A 21535-nucleotide genomic window follows, 5' to 3' on the forward strand; every position below is an offset into this window, starting at 1 on the left:
AGACTACAGCCACCCTGCCCGCTTGAATCGCCACCACAGCGCGAAGTCGGCCACGACCATCACGGCGATGCAGCCGTAGAAGCCGTATTTCAGGTGCAATTCGGGCATGTTCGCGAAGTTCATCCCGTAGATGCCGGCGATCATCGTCGGGATCGCGAACAGCGCGGCGAACGAGCCGAGCCGCTTCGTCACCTCGTTCTCGGCCAGCGAGATCATCCCGAGATTGACCTGGATCGCCGTGACCACCATCTCGCGCCGCCCTTCGATCGTCTTCACGATCCGCTGCAGATGGTCGTACACGTCGCGAAAGTACGGCTCCATACCGCTGCAGATTTGCGGAATGCGCCCGCCGGTGAGCTTCGCCAGCGGCTCGATCAGCGGCGCCGTGTGCTGGTACAGCATCACGAGCCGGCGCTTCAGCGAATAGAGATCCTCGATGATCGCGCGCGAGGAAGCGGGCGTGGCCTTCGCGAAGATGCGGTCCTCGAGTTCCTCGAGTTCGGTGCCGAGTGTTTCGAGGATCGGGAAATAGCGGTCGACGACCTGGTCCATCAGCGCGTAGAACACGAATGCCGAACCTTCCTGGAGCAGATGCGGCTCGCGCTCGCAGCGCTTGCGCACGTCGCGAAAATCGTGCTCGGTATGGTTGCGGATCGACAGCACGTAGTTCGGGCCGACGAACACGTTCAGCTCGCCGACATTGAATTCATCGTCGTCGTCCAGCTCGACCGTATGCAGCACCGCGAACAGCGAATCGCCGTACTCCTCGATCTTCGGTCGCTGATGCCCCTTGCGGGCATCCTCGAGCGCCAGTTCGTGCAGCCCGAATTCCTCGCCCATCAGGTCGAGTTCCTCGGGTGTCGGATCCTTCAGCGCGACCCACACGAAGCACTCGGGCTTCGACACGTAGTCGCTGATGGCGTCGATATCGATGTCGGCCAGCTTGCGGCCGTCCTGGTATGCAGCACAGTTGATCAGCATGGTGTTCGTGACGTTGCGGTTTGCGCATCAGTTTACCGGTTTGCTGCGCGGGCGGCCCGTCTTGCGCGGCACGGCGATATTGGTCATGATCGGGCTGCGTGCGCCGCAGCATGCGCACCCGGACACTTCGCCCCCAGCCGCACGGCCGTGCGGCCCAACCGTCAAGGAGACAGACCCATGTGGTATTTCTCGTGGATACTCGGCATCGGCGTGGCGCTCGGCTTCGGCATCATCAACGCGATGTGGCTGGAAGCGGAAGTCTTCTCGCGCGGCGACAAGCGCAGCGGCGCGTCGGGCCCGCGCTCGGGAGGCAAGGCTTCGTGACGCATCTGGTGTTCTTCTGCGGTCACGCCGGCACCGGCAAGACCACGCTCGCGAAGCGGCTCATCGGGCCGCTGATGCGCGCGACCGGCGAGGCCTTCTGCCTGCTCGACAAGGACACGCTGTACGGCCGCTACAGCTCGGCCGCGATGGGCGCGCTCACCGAGAATCCGAACGACCGCGACAGCCCGCTCTACTTGAAGCACCTGCGCGATCCCGAATACCAGGGCCTGCTCGACACGGCCCGTGAAAATCTCGCGCTCGGCATCGGCGCGCTCGTGGTCGGCCCGCTGTCGCGCGAAGTGCGCGATCGCCGCATTCTCGATCGCGCGTGGCTCGGCATCGCGCCCGACGTCAAGCTGACGGTCGTCTGGGTCCACACGTCGGAAGACGTCGCGCACCAGCGGATCATCGCGCGCGGCAACCCGAACGACGCATACAAGCTCGCGCACTGGGATGAATACCGGCAGCGCCGCTTCGTGCCGACCGGCCACGAATGCGACGGTATCGTGATGTTCGACAACACCGCGCCGTCCGAAGCCGACGTCGATACCTTGCTGTACCGCATCGCGCCGCCCCCGTCGGCGGCCACGATCGTCCCGCCGCTGCCGGCCTGACCGGCGCCTCTTTTTCGTCACCCGCAAAAAACAACGCCGGAAGCGCTGCTGCGCTCCCGGCGTCGTACGGCCCTCGTGCCAGAGGCTGACGGGTGGTCAGGCCACTTCGTGCACGCGCTCCATCGTGCCGCCTTCGTACAGCTTGCCGAAGCGGTTCGACAGGAACGCCTTCAGCGACACCTTTTCCTGCGGGATGAAACCGCTCTGCGGCAGCTTCTTTTCGCGGAACAGATCCAGCACCGCGCACATCGCGCCGGCCGTCGTGATCTGGATCGCGCTCATGTGCATCCCGCACACGTCCTTCGCGAAGATCTTGCGCGTGAACACGTCCTGCACCAGCTGGCCGTCCTTCACGCCCGTCACCGTGATGAACACGAGCACGACGTCCTGCTTCGTCGACGGCACCGCGCGGCGCATGATCGACTTCAGCGTGTCGCGGTCGGTCGACAGGCGCAGGTCTTCGAGCAGGAACTGCACGAGATCGCGGTGGCCCGGATAGCGCACCGACTTGTAGTCGAGCGTCTCGACCTTGCCCGACAGCGTCTCGCACAGCGTGCCGAGGCCGCCCGACGTGTTGAACGCTTCGTATTCGGTACCGTCGAGCGAGAAGTGCTCGAGGCCTTCGAGCGGCTGCACCCACTGCTTGCGGCCGTCGCGGATCGCTTCGCACGGCTGGCAGTATTCGTTGATCAGGCCGTCGACGCTCCACGTCAGGTTGTACTTCAGCGCGTTGGTCGGATACTCGGGCAGCGCGCCGACGCGCATCTTCACGTCGCGCACTTCGCTGAAGCCGTTCACCAGTTCGTGTGCGGCGAGACCGATGAAGCCCGGCGCGAGGCCGCACTGCGGCATGAACGCACGGTCGGAGCCTTCGGCCAGTTCGCGGATCGCGTGGGTCGCGCGCACGTCTTCGGTCAGGTCGAAGTAGTGGACGCCGGCAGCCTTCGCGGCGGCGGCCACGTTGACCGCGAGGTAGTAAGGCAGCGCGTTGACGAGCGCATCGAAGCCCTTCACGGCTTCGCGAATCGCGTTTGCATCGGCCGAATCGACCCGTTGCGTCGCGATGCCTTCGCGCGACAGCTTCGCAAGCGCATCCGCATCACGGTCGAACGCGACGACTTCGTAGTCGCCCGTTTCACGCAGCATGTGAGCAATGGTGTGGCCGATCAGACCTGCGCCGACGATGGCGATTTTCATGCGCTTATCTCCTGAAGATGGGTTGGTGTTGTGAACGGCGTTGAGCCATGAACACAGTGTAGGGACGCGCAAAATCAGTTCCAAGACGAAGAATGATGCGAAACGACCGATAATTTCGACGTTCCGACGATACATTTCGTCATAACGACCAATTCGTCTAAAAATCGTGTATCGGCGTTGGCGCAAACGCGCTGCCTCGGGCTGCGCTCTCGATGACAGCCGGGAAGATCAACCATGCAGTGCAGGACGAGCGAACCACACGCGCGCCAGGTTCGGCGAGCCGGTCGATGCAGACGAGCAAGGGGATACCGCGGAGCAGTGTCGGACGACGCGGAGGAAGCGGAGGAAGCGTTATCGCCCGAGCCCGTCATGAAACGCCGTGGCGTCGAGCGCGAACACATGGCGCGTGTGATGGCGACGTGCGCAAACCACCGCATACGCCAAGGAAAGAAATCTTGCGCAGCAAATGCGCTCGCGCGATCGATCATGCGCGGGGCCGCGCGCGGCCCGTCAGCCGCCGATCGTCCCGCGATCGATCTTGCGCGACAGGATGATCGACGTCGTCGTGCGTTCGACACCTTCGAGCGTGCCGATCTGGTCGAGCAGGTCGTTGAGCCGTTCGGGCGAATCGGCGCGCAGCCAGGCGACGTAGTCGTACTCGCCGCTCACCGCGCACAGCAGCTGCACCTCGGGCATCCGGTCGAGCTTGCGCAACACGTCCTTGCCGAACTTCGGCGTGAGGATGATGCCGACGTACGCGTAAATGCTCGCGTCGAGCACGTCCTGCCCGAGCCGGACGCTGTAGCCGGCGATCACGTTGGTGCGTTCGAGCCGCGCGATGCGGGCGACGACCGTCGTGCGCGCGACGTCGAGCTGGCGCGCGAGATCCGCGACGCTGGCGCGCGCATCGGCCTGCAGCAGCGCGACCAATTGCCGGTCGAGATCGTCGAGTTGGTCGAGGCGGGGTGGACGCATGAGGCTGGGCCGGGGTACGACGCGCCGGCTGAGTGGAAGGTGACGCGATGATAGCGCCGAACGCCGGCCCACCCAAACGGCACCGCCATGATCCGGCCAGAACCTTTCAATTTCGATTCGTATCGGATGTAAGCAAGTGTCGCATTCACTGCTGCACCGCATTCAACGTGCTACTAATAGCAGGCGACGCGAGAAACGCGCTTGCGGCAGTTGCCGCCGCGCCCGCTCGCAAGACACCACCCCGGAGAGCCAACCATGAAGAAAATCTCGCTCACCCTCGCTACGCTCGTCGTTGCAGCCAGCGCGTTCGCGCAAACCCCGGCGCAGCCGCAGGCCCCCGCCCAGGCCCCCGCAACGACGGCCGCGGCATCGGCCCCGACCGCCGAGCAGCGCGCGGCGCGCCACGAAGCGCGCGTCGAGCAGCGCATCAAGTACCTGCACGACCAGTTGAAGATCACGTCGGCGCAGGAACCGCAGTGGAAGACGTTCGCCGATACGATGCGCGACAACGGCGACACGATGGGCCGCCTCTATCGCGAACGGATGGCCAAGCACGACGTGTCCGCACTCGACGACATGAAGCAGTACGCGGAACTGTCGCAGGCGAACGCCGACGGCGCGAAGAAGCTCGCCGACGCCTTCGCACCGCTCTACGAGAGCTTCCCGGCCGACCAGAAGGCGCTGGCCGACACGACGTTCCGCAGCTGGCTGCACCACGACGGCGAGCGCAAGGGCAAGACGAAGGGCAAGGAAGGCAAGGCAGCAGCCGCGCCGGCCGCCAGCGCCCCCGCGCAGCCCTGACGCCCTCCCTGCCGGCGCCGTACCGCCCGTCCGGGCCGCACGGCGCCGCGCCAGGCGACCGGCGCGTCACACGGCGCGCCGGATTCGGGATAAGCTCCCGGCTTTTACCGCTTTCCCGCCCTTCCCCGCCATGCTCGAACTCAAGCACCTCGACCTGCGTACCGATCCGCAGGCCCGTCGCGTCGTCAAGGACGAAACCGTCGCCGTTGCCTTCGCGGAGGCCGACGGCGAACTGATGAGCCTCGAAGGCCCGAACCGCTATGTGGCGGGCGACGCGCTGATCACGGGCTCGACCGGCGACCGCTGGGTCGTGTCACGCGCGCGCTTCGACGCCAAATACCTGCCCGCCGATCCGGCACGCGCACACGGTGAACCGGGCGCCTACCGGAACCGGCCGGCCGTCGTGCTCGCCCGCCGGATGGACGAGCCGTTCACGATCGCCCGCTCGGAAAACGGCGACACGCTGCGTGGCGTCGCCGGCGACTGGGTGATGCAGTACGCGCCCGGCGACTACGGTGTCGTGCAGGCGCAGCGCTTCGCGCAGGTCTACCGCGACGCGTAATGCAGCGCGCCGGCATGGCGCCGGCGCGAACGGTCACGCAAAGTCTTCGTCGAGTACGAGTTCAGTGTCGCGCTCGACGGCCTCGCCGGCCGCGTGACGCTCCTCGAGCGACCCGAGCATCGCTTCCGTATACGCATGCAGCACCGCATGGCTGCGTGCCCGCTGCATCGGCTTGAGCGCCAGGTAGCGCGCGAGCGCGGCCGGCACGATCCGGATATCGAGCGTCATCCGCTTCGGCGCCGAGCCGAAACGCATCGCGAGCCACTGCACGGACAGGAACCGCCCGCGTGCGTCGCTGTTTTCGGCGAAACGCGTCTGCTCCGGAAAGAGATCGCAGATCACGCGTGCGAGCGCGTCGAATTCCGCGCTCTGGCATTCGATCAGATAGTCATCCATCCCGTCTCTCCCGTCAGGCTGCCGATTGCGACGGCCGGCATGCCTTCATCAGCACGACGACCAGGATCGCGGCGAGCACGAAATACACGGCCTCGACCCAGCCGGCCGGCAGCACGCGCACCTGGTACAGCAACGCCGGCGCGGCCGCCAGCGCATGCAGCACGATCGCGAGCGGCAACACGCCCGCGCGGCCGGCGCGCACGCCGCGCCAGACCAGCACCGACAGTGCAAGCTGCAGCACGAATGCCGTGCAGCGTTCGAGCAGCAACAGCAGCATCGACTGCGCCGACAGCGTCGCAAGCATCACGTGCAGGCGCACGACGGTATCGCCCGGCAGGTCGGCGAGCTGCGTCTCGAGCTGGCCGCGGCTCGCGAGCCACGCGAGATACGACCACTGGCCCCATACGAGTACGCCGATGAACCATGCTTCGGCGCCACCGTGACCGATCCCGTAGCCGATTCCGCGGCTGTCGCCGGCCGGCGACGGGCCATAGCGCCGATTCAGGAAACGCATCCCGAGATAGCGGCCGACTTCCTCGAATACGGCCGTTGCGAGCGCGCTGTACGCGACGAACGCGAGCGGCTGTGTGAGCCAGCCATCCGGCGGCGTCTGGCTCAGCACGAGCCCGTGGAACGCGCGTTCGAGGATCATCGCAAACAGCGTGAAGACGGCCACGCCGACGATCGTGTCGCGGCGGTTCAGCGCCAGCGGCTTGCGCAGGAATCGGTAGAGGACGAGCGGCAGGAGCGCGATGATCAGCGTGGCGGCGATCAGCACCGCCAGCGTGACGGGAGCGACAGTCATGTATTTCCTTGTTCGGGGCAGCGCACCTGACGCGCTGCGTGCCCCGAATGATACTCAGCTTGCGGTCGACGCGCGCGCAACCAGCTCGCCCGGCAACAGCGAGACGCGTACGTCGCCCGCCGCGCCGTCGATCCGCTCGTGCACGAATTCGACGGCCTTGTAGCCGATTTCGTAGGTCGGCTGGCGGATCGTCGTGATCCCGATCAGCTCGGCCCATTCCGGATCGTCGATCGACAGCAGCGCCGCCCTCTGCTGCCAGGCGGAGCCGAAACGCGCGCGCAGGTGGCGCGCGATCGCGAGTGCGACCGGCGCGTTCGCGGCGAACAGCGCCGCGCGCACGCCGCGCCGTGCCGCGTCGTCGATGCGGGCATCGATATCGGCGAGCGCCGCCGTGACCGCGTCGGGCGCGTTCAGGTCGAGCACGACCGTCGACGGCACCGTCAGCCCGCGCGCCGCCAGTGCCGTGCGGAACGCGGCCTCGCGCAGTCGCCGCGAGCTGACGCGCTCGAACGGCTGCACGACGAAATGGATTGCGTCGAAACCGTGTTCGACCAGGTGCGCGAGTGCCGTTTCGATCGCGTCGGCGTTGTCGAGGCCGATCAGGTCGGCCTCGAAGCCTTCGACCGTGCGGTCGACGAGCACGGCCGGGATGCCGGCGCCGCGCAGCGGGCGCAGCACGTCCTCATCGGCGCCGAGCGCGTTGACGATCAACCCTTCGACACGGTAGGTCGTGAGCAGCTGCAGGAAGCGGCGCTCCATCTCGACTTCGTTCGCCGCGTGACAGATCAGCGGCATGTAGCCGAGTGCGTGGCACGCGGCCTCGACGCCCTGCAGTACTTCGACGGTATAGGGATTGGTCAGGTCGGCCGCGAGCATGCCGAGCAAGCGGTTGCGGCCGCGCTTGAGCCCGCGCGCCATCTGGTTCGGCCGGTAGTTGAGCCGCGCGATGGCCGCTTCGATCCGCTGGCGCAGATCGGTGGACAGCACGTGCGTCTCGCCGTTGAGGTAGCGCGACACACTGGTCTTGCCCGTGCCGGCCTCGCGCGCGACATCGCTGATCGTCGCCGGACGCGTCGTGGTTGGTTGCGAATCGGTCACTGTCGTGCCTCGCGACGTAGGATCCGCGCCGCTTCGTGAGCAGACGGACCTTTGTTGTTGGAAACGTAAGCCACCCGGTGGAATCTCCTGTCGGTCAGCGTTAGCGCTTTAGCGCTTACGCTGACCCCATGCTTCGCGGTCGATCAGCGTTAGCCCTTCAGCGCTTACGCTGGTCCCATGCTTCGCGGTCGATCAGCGTCTGCCCTTCAGCGCCGGCGCGTGGCACCCGCCCCGGTCACCTGCAACAGCAGTCGGCCGCACCGGACCTGGCGCGGATACCCGTCGCGGGACGCCGCCGGCAACGTTGCCGGGCCGTCGATGCGACGCGCGGGCGATCATAACGCAGCCAGCCCGCCGGCACCAAGATCATCGACTCTAACGAAGCCGGCCCCCCGCCGGACGGACATCGGCCGGTGGCCGACCCGCGACCCGCCGCGGCTCACGCGTGCGCGAGCGCATCCGGATTGACGAGATTCGTGCGCAGCGTGCCGGCCAGCGCGCCGACCAGGTTTTCCGCGGCACAGCGCGCCATCGCATGGCGCGTCTCGTGCGTCGCCGAGCCGATATGCGGCAGCGCGACGACGTTCTTCATCTGCAGCAGCGGCGAATCCGCCGCCAGCGGTTCCTTCTCGAACACGTCGAGCCCCGCGCCACGGATCGTGCCCGCACGCAGCGCGTCGATCAGCGCGGCTTCGTCGACTACCGGCCCGCGCGATGCGTTGATCAGGATCGCACCGCGCTTCATCTTCGCGAATTCGGCCGCACCGATCAGGTGGTGCGTTTCCGGCGAAAGCGGCACCTGCAGGCACACGAAATCCGACTGCGCGAGCAGTTCGTCGAGCGTGACGCGCCGCGCGCCGTACTGCGTCTCGGCTTCCGCGTGCGCGGAGCGGTTCGCGTACAGCACCTGCATCCGGAAACCGAGCGCCGCGCGGCGCGCGACCGCGCCGCCGATCCGCCCGAGCCCGACGATGCCGAGCGTCTTGCCCTGCACGTCGGTACCGTACAGGTCGGGGCCGATGCTGTGATGCCAGTTGCCGCCCTTCACCCACTCGGCCAGCTCGACCACGCGTCGCGCGGACGCGAGGATCAGCGAAAACACCGTATCGGCGGTCGACTCGGTCAGCACGTCCGGCGTATGCGCGAGCACGATCCCGCGCCGCGTGAGATCCGCGACGTCGAAGTTGTCGTAGCCGACCGAGATCGTCGACCACGCCTTCAGCCGCGGTGCGCGGTCGAGCATCTGCGGCGTGACCTTCAGGCTCGCGCCGATCGCGCCGTCCGCGTCGCCGAGCGCATCGGCGAGGGCTGCGGCGCCGTCGGCCTGCACGACGTCCGCATGCTCGCGCAGGTACGCGAGGACGTCATCGGGCAGCGGCTTGTACGCGACTATACGGGGCTTCATCTGATTCATTTTCCTTGCAGCGGCGTCGCGAGCGGATGCGTATCGCGCGCCTGGGGTTTGACGGACAGCGTGAGGATCACCGCGGCGACGAGCGCGGCGCTCATGAACGCATACGACGCGACGGGCGAGCCGGTCGCCCCGTTCAGGTAGCCGACGAAGTACGAGCCCACGAACGAACCGAGCGCGCCCATGCTGTTGATCAGCGCCATCGCGCCGCCGGCGACGTTCTTCGGCAGCAGTTCCGGCACGATCGCGAAGAACGGGCCGTACGGCGCGTACATCGCGGCGCCTGCCACGACCAGCAGCGCATACGAGATCCAGAAGTGCGACGAGCCGAGTGCGTACGATGCGGCAAACGCAGCCGCGCCGATCAGCAGGAACGGCCACACGAAACCGCGGCGGGAGCCGACCTTGTCGGACGCCCACGATGCGGCGATCATCGCGATCGTCGCGGCGAGATACGGCAGCGCGGACAGCCAGCCGGTCGCGACCATCCCGAGGTCGGAGCCGTTCTTGACGATCGACGGCAGCCACAGCACGAAGCCGTACACGCCGATGCTCCAGCAGAAATACTGTGCGCACAGCTTGATCACGGCCGGCGAGCGGAACGCTTCGCCGTAGTTGCGCACGGGCTTGATCGCTGCCTGCTCGGCCGCGAGCGCGGCGTCGAGGTCACGCTTTTCCTGCGCGTTGAGCCACGGCGAATCGGCCGGCTTGTCCTGCACGAGGAACCACCAGCACACGGCCCAGAGGACGGCCGGCACGCCTTCGGCGATGAACATGTGGCGCCAGCCGAATTCGTGCACGAGGTAGCCCGACACGATCGACATCCACAGCACGGTGACCGGGTTGCCGAGGATCAGGAACGTGTTCGCGCGCGAGCGTTCGTTCTTCGTAAACCAGTTGCTGATGTAGATCAGCATCGCCGGCATCACGGCCGCCTCGACGACGCCGAGCACGAAGCGGATCGCCATCAGCGACGGGATGTTGCTGACCACGCCCGTGAGCGCCGCGCAGGCGCCCCACAGGATGAGGCTGACGAACACGAGCTTCTTCACGCTGCGGCGTTCCGCATAGATCGCGCCGGGAATCTGGAAGAAGAAGTAGCCGAGGAAGAACAGCGCGCCGATCAGCGACGACAGGCCCTTGCTGATCCCGAGGTCCTGGTTGATGCCGGCCGCGGCCGCGAACCCGTAGTTCGCGCGGTCGAGGTAGGCGAGGCTGTACGTGATGAAGACGATCGGCATGATCGTCCACCAGCGGCGGGCAGCGAGTGTGTTGGCCATCAGAATGTCTCCTGTGTCGACCAGAGTTAGCGCTTTAGCGCTTACTCTGGTCCCGTACCTTGCCGTGCGCATGCACGACGAATTGAGTCCGCGGATTGTGCCGTGTCCGGCCTCTCATTGCGCGGTGAAGGTTTCCTCTAAGCGATCGGCGCGATTGCTGACGTTTTCGAATCGATCGAGCGCGGCGCGGGTCGGCAGCCCTTCCGAGTCGCCGATCACCTGGATCGCGAGCGCACCGATCCGGTTGCCGCGCGCCACCGCCTGCTCGATCGTCTTGCCCTCCAGCAACGCGCTGACCACGCCGACCGCGAAGCCGTCGCCGGCGCCGACCGTGTCGACGACGTTCTGCACGCGCTCGCCCGTCACCGTTCCGTCACGGCCGTCGGCCGTCCGGTAGTACGCGCCTTCCGCACCAAGCTTGATCACGACACCGCGCGCGCCCTGTGCAAGATAGAAGCCGGCGATGTCGGCCGGCGTGTCGTGCCCGGTCAGCTGCCGCCCTTCGGCGATGCCCGGCAGCACCCAGTCCGCGAGCGACGCGAGCGCGTTCAGCGTCTTCGCCATCACGTCGGCGGACGGCCACAGCGTCGGGCGCAGGTTCGGGTCGAACGAGATCGTCTTGCCGGCTGCGCGCATTTCGCGCGCGAGCCTGAACGCGAGCTCGCACGACGTCGCGGAGATCGCCGGCGCGACGCCCGTCAGGTGCAGGTGGCGCGCGCCGAGCACGTAGTCGGCCACGTAGTCGTCGCACGACAGGTGGCTCGCGGCCGAGCCCTTGCGGAAATATTCGACGGTCGGGTCGCTGCCGTCGTCGTTGCGCGACTTCAGCTGGAAGCCGGTCGGGTAACGCGGATCGACGGTCACGCACGACGCGTCGATGCCTTCGCGCGCCAGCGTGTCGAGCACGTAGCCGCCGAACGAGTCGCGGCCGACGCGGCTCATCCAGCCGACCCGGAAGCCGAGCCGCGACAAGCCGATCGCGACGTTCAGGTCGGCGCCCGCGACCCGCTTCGTGAATTGCGTCGCGTGCGCGAGATGGCCGGGCTCGGTCGCGACGAACATCGCCATCGCTTCGCCGTAGGTCACGACATCGAGTGCTGCTTTCATGAATGAACTCTCCAGGATCCTTCCACCGTCACGCGGTGGCGAGCCATGCAACGCGCCGGCATGCATCGCCCGCCAGGTCGGCCGCGTCGAACGGGAACTCGATGCCGCGCGGCGCGTGCTGCGGCAGCACCGCGAGCACGCCGGTCACGAGCGGATCGTTCGGGGCCGGCGCGGTGGCGAAACGGCGCGCGCCCTCGCCCGCGACCGCCTTGCAGTGAATGTATTCCACATGCGGCGCGAGCACTTGCGCGCAATCAAGCGGCGCTTCGCCCGGCCACTGCCAGTTGCCGATGTCGAAGGTCATCCCGAGCGCATCGGGCACGCCGGCCGCGGCCAGTGCGTCGAACAGCCCGCGGAACTGCGCGAGCGCGCCGCCGACCGGAAGCTGGCCGTTCTCGACCACCACGCGGGCCCGCGCGCCGCGCGACAGCGCGACGATGTCGGCCGCGTGCGCGTCGCCGGCGAAGCCGCCGAGCTGGAATTTCACGAAGCGCGCGCCGAGCGCGTCGGCTTCGGCGAGCGCGCTGCGCAATGCGTCCGCATCGAGCGCGCCCGTTTCCGTGTACAGGTTGGCCGGCGTCGAGAAGACCGACCACAGACCATGGCTGGCCAGTTGCGCGCCGAGCACGGCCAGCGCGCCAGGCGCGGCCGCCTCTTCCGACGCGAACAGTTCGCGCCGCACCTCGAAGCCGGTCGCACCGGACGCCGCCGCGGTCGCGATGAATGCGCTGTGGCCCTCCTGACGCACGCGGTCCATCCCGAATGCGCTCGCCACGATCACGATGTCTGTCATGTTGCCCTTTTTCACCGGAATGGAACCGGTTCCATTTGCTTGAGACGGATGGTGCGCTTCGCGTCAGACCCACGCCATAGAGGAAATCCCTAAGACGGGGCATGACGCAAACGCGCGCGCGCGACGGCGCGCATCGCGCGTTCCCGAGCCCGGTTCGGCCGCTCAGGCGAGGTCGTGCGCGAGGCTCATTTCGAGGAACTGGGCGGCGACCCGCGACGGCGCACTGCCGTGCGGCACGAGGATGGAGAAGTGACGGGTGAGCGGCTTGGGCGCGAGCGAGCGCAGGACGAGCGCGGCATCGTCGTGACGCAACGACATCGCCGAGACGAACCCGACGCCCATCCCGGCCCGCACGGCTTCCTTCACCGCCTCGACGCCCGCGATCTCGAACGCGACGCGCATCGGCGCCGCGCCTTGCGCGAACGCGCGCTCGACGAGTTGCCGCACCGCGGAGCCCGCCTCGCGCAGCACGAGCGGATGGGCGGCCAGCGCGTCGAGCGTGACCCCCGACGCATATTCCGGAGCGGCCAGCGGATGGCCAGTCGGCACGATCGCCACGATCTCGTCCTCGCGCCACGCGTGCACCGCGGTACCCGGCGGCAGTGCCTCGCCGGGCGGCCCTTCGATCATCGCGATATCGAGCGACGGCAGCGCGGCGACCACGTCGGCCGTGTTGCCGCTCATCGTCTGGATCGCCACGCGCGGCGCGCGCGGCTGGAACGCTGCGATCAGGTACGGCAACAGGTAACTCGCGGGCGTCGTGCTCGCGCCGATGCGCAGCGTACCGGCCTCGAGCCCGCGTACCGCGTCACGAAACGCACGCGCCTGCGCAAACGTGTCGCGCTGCGCCTTTGCGTACTGCGCGAGCTGTTCACCGACCGGGGTCAGGCGGATGCCGCGGCCTTCGCGCTGGTACAGCGGCTCGCCGAATTCGTCCTGCAGCAGCCGCAACTGGCCCGACACGGCCGGCTGCGACAGATGCAGCGCCACGGCGGCGTGGCTGATGTTCAGGTGCTCGGCGACGGCGGCGAACGTTATCAGTTGATCCGGGGTCATGGGGATAAATTATCGGCTTTCCCGATAGCTTACGTCACAAATCACAATTTTTCATATCGATATAACGAAATTAGGATTACAGCATCGCAACACGCTCCATCACGGTGCTTCCATGTCCACTGCTCCGAGTCCCCATCTCAGCCCCGCCGCGCCGTCGATGCGCGGCCAGTTGAACGGCGTGCTGTTCGTCGCGCTGTTCGCCGCGGCCGTCACGAGCCTGTCCCAGCTTCCCGCGATCGCGGGGCTCGGCCTGTCGCCGCTGATCGTCGGCATCGTCGCAGGCGCCTTGTACGGCAACGCGCTGCGCGACGGCATGCCGGCCAGTTGGGCAGCCGGCGTCAATTTCTCTGCGCGCAAGCTGCTGCGCATCGCGGTCGCGTTCTTCGGGTTGCGCGTGAGCCTGCAGGAAATCGCGCAGGTCGGGCTGCCGGGCCTGACGGTGTCGGTACTGGTCGTCGTCAGCACGCTCGTGATCGGCACCTGGGCCGGCATGAAGATCATGAAGCTCGACCGCGATTCCGCCCTGCTGACCGCCGCCGGCAGTGCGATCTGCGGCGCGGCCGCCGTGCTCGCATTCGAATCGACGCTGCAGTCGAAGCCGCACCAGAGCGCGATGGCCGTGGGCAGCGTCGTGCTGTTCGGCACGCTGTCGATGTTCCTGTACCCGATCGCGTATCACGCCGGGCTGCTGAACCTCGATCCGGCCGGCCTCGGCCTGTTCTTCGGCGGCACGATCCACGAGGTCGCGCAGGTGGTCGGCGCGGCGAGCGACATCAGCCCGCAGGTCGCGCACATCGCGACGATCGTCAAGATGACCCGCGTGATGCTGCTGGTGCCGGTGCTGCTGGCGCTCGGCTGGTGGCTGGCCCGCTCGGCCCGCGCCACCGCCGCCGGCGCGCACGGCAAGCGGAAGGTGGCCGTGCCCTGGTTCGTACTCGGTTTCCTCGGCTTCGTGATCGTCAATTCGCTGAACGTGCTGCCCACCGACGTCACCCACACGCTGAACGTGCTCGACACCTTCGCGCTGACGATGGCCATGACCGCACTCGGCATCGAAACCCGCGTCGCGCAGATCCGCGCAGCCGGCCCCCGGGCGCTGATGACCGGCCTGATCCTGTACGTGTGGCTGATCGCCGGCGGCTACGGGATCACCTGGGCCGTGCAGCACTGGCTTGGCTGAGTTGCCCGCCCGTGACACTTCGCGCGCCGCGCCCGACGGGAAGGTCCCGCGGGCGCGGCGCAGTGCTATGCTTCGCGTCGTTTTCCATCGCCCTCTTTCAGCCGTGCTCTCGTTCCTGCTGAAGCTGCGCACTCGCGCCCAAACGCTGTTCCGCCTGTCGGACGCCCATACGATGCTGATCTGGTCGGCCATCGTCGGCGTCGGCGGCGCCTTTGCCACGATGGCGTTCCGCGAAGGCATCGACCTGATGCAGCACCTGATCTCCGGGCAAAGCGGCAGCTTCGTGCAGATGGCCAAGCGCCTGCCGTGGTACGTGCGGTTCTGGATGCCGGCCGCGGGCGGCTTCCTCGCCGGCTGCGTGCTGCTGCTCGCGACCCGCGGCGCCAAGCAGGCCGCCAAGACCGACTACATGGAATCGGTCGCGCTCGGCAACGGCATCGTGCCGGTCCGCCAGAGCCTGTGGCGCAGCGTGTCGTCGCTGCTGACGATCGGCAGCGGCGGCTCGATCGGCCGCGAAGGCCCGATGGTGCAGCTCGCGGCGCTCGCCGCGTCGCTCGTCGGCCGCTTCGTGCACTTCGACCCGCCGCGCCTGCGCCTGCTGGTCGCCTGCGGGGCGGCCGCCGGCATCACGTCCGCGTACAACGCGCCGATCGCCGGCGCCTTCTTCGTGTCGGAGATCGTGCTCGGCGGCATCGCGATGGAAAGTCTCGGGCCGATGATCGTCTCGTCGGTCGTCGCGAACATCGTGATGCGCGAATTTGTCGGCTACCGGCCGCCGTACGAGATGCCGGTGTTTCCGGCCGTCACCGGCCCCGAAGTGCTGCTGTTCGTCGTGCTCGGCGCGCTGTGCGGCGTGCTCGCGCCGCAGTTCCTGCACCTGCTCGATGCATCGAAGAACCAGTTCAAGCGGCTGCCCGTGCCGCTGCCCGTGCGGCTCGCGCTCGGCGGCCTCGTCGTCGGCGTGATCTCGGTCTGGGTGCCGGACGTGTGGGGCAACGGCTACAGCGTGGTGAACCTCATCCTCCATTCGCCGTGGACCTGGCAGGCACTCGTCGCGGTGCTCGTGTTCAAGGTGATCGCGACCTCCGCCACCGTCGGCTCCGGCGCGATCGGCGGGGTGTTCACGCCGACGCTGTTCGTCGGCGCGGTGTTCGGCTCGCTGTTCGGGCTCGCGATGCAAGCCGTGTGGCCCGGCCATACGTCGGCGTACTTCGCGTACGCGATCGTCGGGATGGGCGCGTTCCTGACGGGCGCCACGCAGGCGCCGCTGATGGCGATCCTGATGATCTTCGAGATGACGCTCAGCTACCAGGTCGTGCTGCCGCTGCTGGTGTCGTGCGTATTCGCGTACTTCGTCGCGCGCGCGACCGGCACGACGTCGATGTACGAGATCACGCTGCATCACCACCAGGATGCCGAGGAACGCAGCCGGATCCGCACCACGCAGATGCGCGAACTGATCCAGCCCGCGCAGACGGTCGTGCCGCTCACCGCGAGCGTCGCCGACATGACGCGCGTGTTCCTCGAATATCCGGTGAAGTATCTGTACGTGACCGACGACGCCGGGCGCTTTCGCGGCGCGGTCGCGCTGAAGGACATCACGTCGGACCTGCTCGACAAGCGCGACACGGCCGACAAGACGGCCGCGCACTATGCGCACACGCCGTTTCCGCTGCTCACGCCCGACATGCCGCTCGCCACCGCGCTCGAACGCTTCATGGCGTTCCAGGGCGAACGCCTGCCGGTAATCGAAAGCGAAGCGGAGCCGACCCTCGCCGGGGTCGTCTACAAGACGTCGCTGCTCGATGCGTACCGGCGGATGACTGGCGAGCGCTGACCGGGCAACTCGCCGCCCGCCACCCACCGCCCGAGCGCGGCCCGAGGCCGGAGCCCGCTCAGTCCGGCGCGCGCCCGAGCACGACGCGCGCGAAGAACCCGGCCAGCACCGACTCGGCCACCTCAGCCGAAACATGCTGCGGATCGGCCGTGTAGTACGACTGCACGCCATCGCACAGGCACATCAGCCCGAACGCCAGCGTCTCCGCCGGCAGCAGCAGCGGCGTGCCCGCGCGCTCGGAGAAACGCCGGATGAACTCGGCCATCTGCAGGCGCTTGCCATGCAGGAACTGGTTGAAACGCACGCGGAATTTCGCGTCGCGCGCGGCCTGCAGCTTCGCCTCGCCCCACAGCAGCGAATATTCGTCGTCCTGAAACAGCGTCCGGTAATACGCGAGCGACATCGACTCCATCTGCTCGCGCGTCCCGCCCCCGTCGAAGATCGCCTGGAAATCGGCCTGCACCTCCGCGTGATTGCGCTCCAGCAATTCCAGCAGCAGGTCGGACTTGCTGCGGAAATTCGAGTAGAACGCGCCGCGCGTATAGCCGGCCGCCGCCGCGATGTCCTCGACGCTCGCGGCGACAAAACCTTTCTTCAGAAAAATACGGTGCGCGGCAATCAGCAGACGTTCGCGCGTCTGGTCCCTGCTCTGCTCGCGAGTTAAGCGCTGTGGTTTCATGGCGCGCAGTCTAGCACCCTTTACCTTTCGGATTCATCTTTGCATTCAGATACAGGTGTGTATTAGAATTCGCCACAGTTTCTGAAAGAAGGTGTCCGCACGCCCGTGCCGGCGCCGCTCGGGGCAAGCGCCCGCCGCGCTTGCCGGCTTCGTTCCGCTCTCGCTCTCACCTCATCTGGGGGTTTCGTGAATCGCTCCGGTTCCCGCGTCGCGCTGCTGGTCGGCGCCGCGCTCGTCCTCGCCGCCTGTCATCCGAAAGAATCCGCGCCGCCTGCCCCGCGCCCCGTCGTTGCGCTGCCCGCCCATGCCGACGACGCTGCCGTCGCCCGCACGCTCCCCGGCGAGATCCAGCCGCGCTACGCCACCCCGCTGTCGTTCCGCATCGCCGGCAAGATCATCGAGCGCAAGGTGCGCCTCGGCGATACGGTCAAGGTCGGCCAGGTCGTCGCGCTGCTCGATCCGTCCGACGTCGAGAAGAACGCCGCGAGCGCGCAGGCGCAACTCGATGCCGCGACGCACAGCCTCGCGTTCGCGAAGCAGCAGCTCGACCGCGATCGCGCGCAGGCGCGCGAGAACCTGATCGCGACCGCGCAGCTCGAGCAGACCGAGAACAGCTACACGTCGGCGCTCGCGCAGCGCGACCAGGCGCAGCAACAGCTCGCGCTCGCGAAGAACCAGCTCCGCTACGCGACGCTCGTCGCCGATCATGCGGGCTATATCACCGCCGAACAGGCCGACACCGGCCAGAACGTGTCGGCCGGCCAGGCCGTCTACCAGCTCGCGTGGTCCGGCGACGTCGACGTCGTCAGCGACGTGCCCGAGGCCGCGCTTGCATCGCTCACGCCGGGCCACGCGGCCACCGTCACGCTGCCGTCGCTGCCGGGCCGCCCGTTCGCCGCGAAGGTCCGCGAAATCGCACCGGCCGCCGATCCGCAAAGCCGCACGTATCGCGTGAAGCTCACGCTCGCCGCGCCCGATCCGGCGATCCGGCTCGGGATGACGGCCAGCGTCGCGTTCGACGGCGCACCGGCCGCCGTGGGCGCGCCCTCGATCACGCTGCCCGCGACCGCGTTGTTCCACGACGGCCAGCAACCGGCCGTGTGGGTCGTGCGCTCGAAGGACGACACGCTCGAGCTGCGCCGCGTCGACGTCGCGCGCTTCAACGAGCGCACGGTGACGGTGTCGCACGGGCTGCAGCCCGGTGAACGCGTCGTGCTGCAGGGCGTGCACACGGTCAGCGCGGGCGAGAAGGTCCGCGCGATCGCGCCGCTGCATCCGGAGGACTTCGCATCGTGAGCGTTTCCTACGAAGAAGGTCGCTTCAACCTGTCGGCGTGGGCGCTGCGCCACCAGGCGCTGGTCGTCTACCTGATCGCGCTCGCGACGCTCGCGGGCATTCTGGCCTACACCCGCCTCGCGCAATCCGAAGACCCCCCGTTCACGTTCCGCGTGATGGTGATCCGCACGTTCTGGCCCGGCGCGACCGCGCGGCAGGTGCAGGAACAGGTCACCGACCGGATCGGCCGCAAGCTGCAGGAAACGCCGGCCATCGACTTCCTGCGCAGCTACTCGCGCCCCGGCGAATCGCTGATCTTCTTCACGATGAAGGATTCGGCACCCGTGAAGGACGTGCCTGAAACCTGGTACCAGATCCGCAAGAAGGTCGGCGACATCGGCTATACGCTGCCGCCCGGCGTGCAGGGCCCGTTCTTCAACGACGAATTCGGCGACGTCTACACCAACATCTGGACGCTCGAAGGCGACGGCTTCACGCCCGCACAGCTCCACGATTACGCCGACCAGCTGCGCACCGTGCTGCTGCGCGTGCCGGGTGTCGGCAAGGTCGACTATTTCGGCGACCCCGGCCAGCGGATCTTCATCGAGGTCAACAACGCGCAGCTCACGCGCCTCGGCATCTCGCCGCAGCAGCTCGGGCAGGCGATCAACGCGCAGAACGACATCTCGTCGGCCGGCACGCTGACGACCGCCGACGATCGCGTGTTCGTGCGGCCGAGCGGCCAGTTCGACAACGTCGACGCGATCGCCGACACGCTGATCCGCATCAACGGCCGCACGTTCCGGCTCGGCGATCTCGCGACGGTGAAGCGCGGCTACGACGATCCGGCCGTCACGCAGATGCGCGCGGGCGGCCGTGCGGTGCTCGGCATCGGCGTCACGATGCAGCCGGGCGGCGACGTGATCCGGCTCGGCGAGGCGCTCGACGCCGAATCGAAGGACCTGCAGGCGCAACTGCCGGCCGGCCTCAAGCTGACGCTGGTATCGAGCATGCCGCACGCGGTCGCGCATTCGGTCGACGACTTCCTCGAAGCCGTCGCGGAAGCCGTCGCGATCGTGCTGGTCGTGAGCCTCGTGTCGCTCGGCCTGCGCACCGGGATGGTGGTCGTGATCTCGATTCCCGTCGTGCTCGCGGTCACCGCCCTCTTCATGTACCTGTTCGACATCGGGCTGCACAAGGTATCGCTCGGCACGCTCGTGCTCGCGCTCGGGCTGCTCGTCGACGACGCGATCATCGCGGTCGAGATGATGGCCGTAAAGCTCGAACAGGGCTATACCCGTGCACGCGCCGCCGCGTTCGCCTATACGAGCACCGCGTTCCCGATGCTGACGGGCACGCTCGTCACCGTGTCGGGCTTCCTGCCGATCGCGCTCGCGAAATCGAGCACCGGCGAATACACGCGCTCGATCTTCGAGGTGTCTGCGATCGCACTGATCGCGTCGTGGTTCGCGGCGGTCGTGCTGATCCCGCTGCTCGGCTTCCACCTGCTGCCCGAGCGCAAGCGGCAAGCGCATGAAGCGCACCTGCCCGACGACCACGAGCACGACATCTACGACACGCGCTTCTACCGGCGGCTGCGCGGCTGGATCGACTGGTGCATCGAGCGGCGCTTCGTCGTGCTGCTGATCACGGGCGCGCTCTTCGTGGTCGCGCTGATGGGCTTCACGCTCGTGCCGCAGCAGTTTTTCCCGAGCTCCGATCGCCCCGAGCTGCTGGTCGACCTGCGGCTGCCCGAAGGCGCGTCGTTCGCGGCGACGCTGCGCGAGACCGAACGACTCGAGAAGGTGATCGACAAGCGCCCCGAGATCGATCATTCGGTGAACTTCGTCGGCAGCGGCGCGCCGCGCTTCTACCTGCCGCTCGACCAGCGGCTTCAGCTGCCGAACTTCGCGCAGTTCGTGATCACCGCGAAATCGGTGAAGGACCGCGAGAAGCTCGCGACCTGGCTCGAAACCACGTTGCGCGAGCAGTTCCCGGCCGTGCGCTCGCGGCTGTCGCGGCTCGAGAACGGCCCGCCGGTCGGCTATCCGGTGCAGTTCCGCGTGAGCGGCGACAGCATCGCGACGGTGCGCTCGATCGCGGAGAAGGTCGCGGCGACGATGCGCGGCGATGCGCGCACCGTCAACGTGCAGTTCGACTGGGACGAGCCGGCCGAGCGCTCGGTGCGCTTCGAGATCGACCAGAAGAAGGCGCGCGAGCTGAACGTCACGTCGCAGGACGTGTCGAGCTTCCTCGCGATGACGCTGTCCGGCACGACCGTCACGCAGTACCGCGAGCGCGACAAGCTGATCGCGGTCGACCTGCGTGCGCCGCGGGCCGATCGTGTCGACCCGGGGAAGCTCGCCGGCCTCGCGCTGCCGACCCCGAACGGCCCCGTGCCGCTCGGCTCGCTCGGCCGCTTCAAGCCGACGCTCGAATACGGCGTCGTGTGGGAGCGCGACCGCCAGCCGACCATCACCGTGCAGTCGGACGTGCGCGCCGGCGCGCAGGGCATCGACGTCACCCATGCGGTCGACGCGAAGCTGAACACGTTGCGCGCGCAACTGCCGGTCGGCTATCAGATCAACATCGGCGGCTCGGTCGAGGAAAGCGCGAAGGCGCAGAAGTCGATCAATGCGCAGATGCCGCTGATGGCGATCGCCGTGTTCACGCTGCTGATGATCCAGCTGCAGAGCTTCTCGCGCGTGCTGATGGTCGTGCTGACCGCGCCGCTCGGGCTGATCGGCGTGGTCGCCACGCTGCTGCTGTTCGGCCAGCCGTTCGGCTTCGTCGCGATGCTCGGCGTGATCGCGATGTTCGGGATCATCATGCGCAACTCGGTGATCCTCGTCGACCAGATCGAGCAGGACATCGCGGTCGGCCACCGCCGTATCGACGCGATCATCGGCGCGACCGTGCGGCGGTTCCGCCCGATCACGCTGACGGCCGCGGCCGCCGTGCTCGCGCTGATCCCGCTGCTGCGCTCGAACTTCTTCGGGCCGATGGCGACCGCGCTGATGGGCGGCATCACGAGCGCGACCGTGCTGACGCTGTTCTACCTGCCCGCGCTGTATGCGACGTGGTTCCGCGTGAAGCGCGACGAACGCGACCCGCAGGACGGCCCGCCGCCTGGCGGCACCCCTGCCGCGCCGTCGGGAGTCTGA

Annotated in this window: 20 protein-coding genes; 8 read left to right on the forward strand and 12 right to left on the reverse strand. The window is 67.7% G+C overall.

Annotated features, from left to right (window positions below; all coding sequences use genetic code 11):
* Positions 1-3: 3 nt before the first annotated feature.
* Positions 4-981 (reverse strand): magnesium/cobalt transporter CorA, encoded by a 978-nt coding sequence (gene corA, locus CFB82_RS09745; RefSeq protein WP_089484012.1) that lies wholly within the window; start codon positions 979-981, stop codon positions 4-6.
* Positions 982-1158: 177 nt separating this feature from the next.
* Here corA and cydX point away from each other — a divergent pair, with 177 nt between their 5' ends.
* Entirely contained in the window at positions 1159-1305 is a 147-nt protein-coding gene (gene cydX, locus CFB82_RS09750; protein WP_089484013.1) for a cytochrome bd-I oxidase subunit CydX, read from the forward strand.
* Positions 1302-1919: an AAA family ATPase gene (locus tag CFB82_RS09755; RefSeq protein ID WP_089484014.1), complete on the forward strand. Its 618-nt coding sequence runs from the start codon at positions 1302-1304 to the stop codon at positions 1917-1919. Before cydX ends, CFB82_RS09755 begins: the two co-directional genes overlap by 4 nt.
* A gap of 96 nt (positions 1920-2015) precedes the next feature.
* Here CFB82_RS09755 and CFB82_RS09760 read toward each other — a convergent pair whose 3' ends face one another.
* Entirely contained in the window at positions 2016-3116 is a 1101-nt protein-coding gene (locus CFB82_RS09760) for a saccharopine dehydrogenase family protein (RefSeq protein ID WP_039357959.1), read from the reverse strand.
* Positions 3117-3626: 510 nt separating this feature from the next.
* Positions 3627-4091, reverse strand: a complete 465-nt coding sequence (locus CFB82_RS09765) for an Lrp/AsnC family transcriptional regulator (protein ID WP_006481526.1) — start codon at positions 4089-4091, stop codon at positions 3627-3629.
* A gap of 255 nt (positions 4092-4346) precedes the next feature.
* Here CFB82_RS09765 and CFB82_RS09770 point away from each other — a divergent pair, with 255 nt between their 5' ends.
* Both CFB82_RS09770 and CFB82_RS09775 read left to right on the forward strand, forming a co-directional pair.
* Entirely contained in the window at positions 4347-4892 is a 546-nt protein-coding gene (locus CFB82_RS09770) for a Spy/CpxP family protein refolding chaperone (protein WP_089484015.1), read from the forward strand.
* 130 nt (positions 4893-5022) lie between these two features.
* On the forward strand, positions 5023-5454 hold the full coding sequence (locus CFB82_RS09775) for a PGDYG domain-containing protein (RefSeq protein WP_069248035.1): 432 nt from the start codon (positions 5023-5025) through the stop codon (positions 5452-5454).
* A 33-nt stretch (positions 5455-5487) separates the two neighbouring features.
* Here the strand turns inward: CFB82_RS09775 and CFB82_RS09780 are convergent, their stop codons facing one another.
* The 8 genes from CFB82_RS09780 to CFB82_RS09815 all read right to left on the reverse strand — a co-directional run bounded on the left by CFB82_RS09780 (position 5488) and on the right by CFB82_RS09815 (position 13400).
* Positions 5488-5850 carry a DUF3022 domain-containing protein gene (locus tag CFB82_RS09780; RefSeq protein WP_089484016.1) on the reverse strand — a complete coding sequence of 121 codons (363 nt, stop codon included), beginning with the start codon at positions 5848-5850 and terminating at the stop codon, positions 5488-5490.
* A gap of 13 nt (positions 5851-5863) precedes the next feature.
* Positions 5864-6655 (reverse strand): YhfC family intramembrane metalloprotease, encoded by a 792-nt coding sequence (locus tag CFB82_RS09785; protein ID WP_089484017.1) that lies wholly within the window; start codon positions 6653-6655, stop codon positions 5864-5866.
* A 54-nt stretch (positions 6656-6709) separates the two neighbouring features.
* The gene (locus CFB82_RS09790; RefSeq protein WP_089484018.1) at positions 6710-7753 is read right to left on the reverse strand and encodes a LacI family DNA-binding transcriptional regulator; all 1044 of its coding nucleotides are present in this window, start codon (positions 7751-7753) and stop codon (positions 6710-6712) included.
* Positions 7754-8192: 439 nt separating this feature from the next.
* Positions 8193-9158 carry a 2-hydroxyacid dehydrogenase gene (locus tag CFB82_RS09795; RefSeq protein WP_089484061.1) on the reverse strand — a complete coding sequence of 322 codons (966 nt, stop codon included), beginning with the start codon at positions 9156-9158 and terminating at the stop codon, positions 8193-8195.
* 5 nt (positions 9159-9163) lie between these two features.
* The gene (locus CFB82_RS09800; protein ID WP_046545793.1) at positions 9164-10444 is read right to left on the reverse strand and encodes an MFS transporter; all 1281 of its coding nucleotides are present in this window, start codon (positions 10442-10444) and stop codon (positions 9164-9166) included.
* A 114-nt stretch (positions 10445-10558) separates the two neighbouring features.
* The gene (locus CFB82_RS09805; RefSeq protein WP_069248038.1) at positions 10559-11551 is read right to left on the reverse strand and encodes a sugar kinase; all 993 of its coding nucleotides are present in this window, start codon (positions 11549-11551) and stop codon (positions 10559-10561) included.
* 28 nt (positions 11552-11579) lie between these two features.
* The gene (locus tag CFB82_RS09810; protein WP_089445714.1) at positions 11580-12344 is read right to left on the reverse strand and encodes a sugar phosphate isomerase/epimerase family protein; all 765 of its coding nucleotides are present in this window, start codon (positions 12342-12344) and stop codon (positions 11580-11582) included.
* A gap of 162 nt (positions 12345-12506) precedes the next feature.
* Positions 12507-13400, reverse strand: coding sequence for a LysR family transcriptional regulator (locus tag CFB82_RS09815; protein ID WP_089445715.1), 894 nt, complete (start codon positions 13398-13400; stop codon positions 12507-12509).
* Positions 13401-13512: 112 nt separating this feature from the next.
* Between CFB82_RS09815 and CFB82_RS09820 the strand changes: the two genes are divergently transcribed.
* Complete coding sequence (locus CFB82_RS09820; protein ID WP_089484019.1) at positions 13513-14580, forward strand: YeiH family protein; 1068 nt, start codon at positions 13513-13515, stop codon at positions 14578-14580.
* Positions 14581-14683: 103 nt separating this feature from the next.
* Positions 14684-16417 (forward strand): ClcB-like voltage-gated chloride channel protein, encoded by a 1734-nt coding sequence (locus CFB82_RS09830; protein WP_218829064.1) that lies wholly within the window; start codon positions 14684-14686, stop codon positions 16415-16417.
* 58 nt (positions 16418-16475) lie between these two features.
* Here CFB82_RS09830 and CFB82_RS09835 read toward each other — a convergent pair whose 3' ends face one another.
* Positions 16476-17096 carry a TetR/AcrR family transcriptional regulator gene (locus CFB82_RS09835; protein WP_069248043.1) on the reverse strand — a complete coding sequence of 207 codons (621 nt, stop codon included), beginning with the start codon at positions 17094-17096 and terminating at the stop codon, positions 16476-16478.
* A gap of 186 nt (positions 17097-17282) precedes the next feature.
* On the opposite strand from CFB82_RS09835, the gene CFB82_RS09840 reads away from it, so the two are divergent.
* Both CFB82_RS09840 and CFB82_RS09845 read left to right on the forward strand, forming a co-directional pair.
* A complete protein-coding gene (locus tag CFB82_RS09840) occupies positions 17283-18392 on the forward strand; it encodes an efflux RND transporter periplasmic adaptor subunit (RefSeq protein WP_089484020.1) in 1110 nt (369 codons plus the stop codon).
* Positions 18389-21535, forward strand: a complete 3147-nt coding sequence (locus tag CFB82_RS09845) for an efflux RND transporter permease subunit (RefSeq protein WP_089484021.1) — start codon at positions 18389-18391, stop codon at positions 21533-21535. Before CFB82_RS09840 ends, CFB82_RS09845 begins: the two co-directional genes overlap by 4 nt.

This window comes from Burkholderia sp. HI2714 (assembly GCF_002223085.1).
GTDB classification, from domain to species: domain Bacteria; phylum Pseudomonadota; class Gammaproteobacteria; order Burkholderiales; family Burkholderiaceae; genus Burkholderia; species Burkholderia lata_D.

Coding starts and splice junctions, on each gene's coding strand:
- CFB82_RS09820 (WP_089484019.1), top strand. CDS start 13,513: ATGTCCACTGCTCCGAGTCCCCATCTCAGCCCCGCCGCGCCGTCGATG.
- CFB82_RS09815 (WP_089445715.1), bottom strand. CDS start 13,400: ATGACCCCGGATCAACTGATAACGTTCGCCGCCGTCGCCGAGCACCTG.
- CFB82_RS09805 (WP_069248038.1), bottom strand. CDS start 11,551: ATGAAAGCAGCACTCGATGTCGTGACCTACGGCGAAGCGATGGCGATG.
- CFB82_RS09810 (WP_089445714.1), bottom strand. CDS start 12,344: ATGACAGACATCGTGATCGTGGCGAGCGCATTCGGGATGGACCGCGTG.
- corA (WP_089484012.1), bottom strand. CDS start 981: ATGCTGATCAACTGTGCTGCATACCAGGACGGCCGCAAGCTGGCCGAC.
- CFB82_RS09775 (WP_069248035.1), top strand. CDS start 5,023: ATGCTCGAACTCAAGCACCTCGACCTGCGTACCGATCCGCAGGCCCGT.
- CFB82_RS09835 (WP_069248043.1), bottom strand. CDS start 17,096: ATGAAACCACAGCGCTTAACTCGCGAGCAGAGCAGGGACCAGACGCGC.
- CFB82_RS09770 (WP_089484015.1), top strand. CDS start 4,347: ATGAAGAAAATCTCGCTCACCCTCGCTACGCTCGTCGTTGCAGCCAGC.
- cydX (WP_089484013.1), top strand. CDS start 1,159: ATGTGGTATTTCTCGTGGATACTCGGCATCGGCGTGGCGCTCGGCTTC.
- CFB82_RS09760 (WP_039357959.1), bottom strand. CDS start 3,116: ATGAAAATCGCCATCGTCGGCGCAGGTCTGATCGGCCACACCATTGCT.
- CFB82_RS09780 (WP_089484016.1), bottom strand. CDS start 5,850: ATGGATGACTATCTGATCGAATGCCAGAGCGCGGAATTCGACGCGCTC.
- CFB82_RS09800 (WP_046545793.1), bottom strand. CDS start 10,444: ATGGCCAACACACTCGCTGCCCGCCGCTGGTGGACGATCATGCCGATC.
- CFB82_RS09765 (WP_006481526.1), bottom strand. CDS start 4,091: ATGCGTCCACCCCGCCTCGACCAACTCGACGATCTCGACCGGCAATTG.
- CFB82_RS09785 (WP_089484017.1), bottom strand. CDS start 6,655: ATGACTGTCGCTCCCGTCACGCTGGCGGTGCTGATCGCCGCCACGCTG.
- CFB82_RS09795 (WP_089484061.1), bottom strand. CDS start 9,158: ATGAAGCCCCGTATAGTCGCGTACAAGCCGCTGCCCGATGACGTCCTC.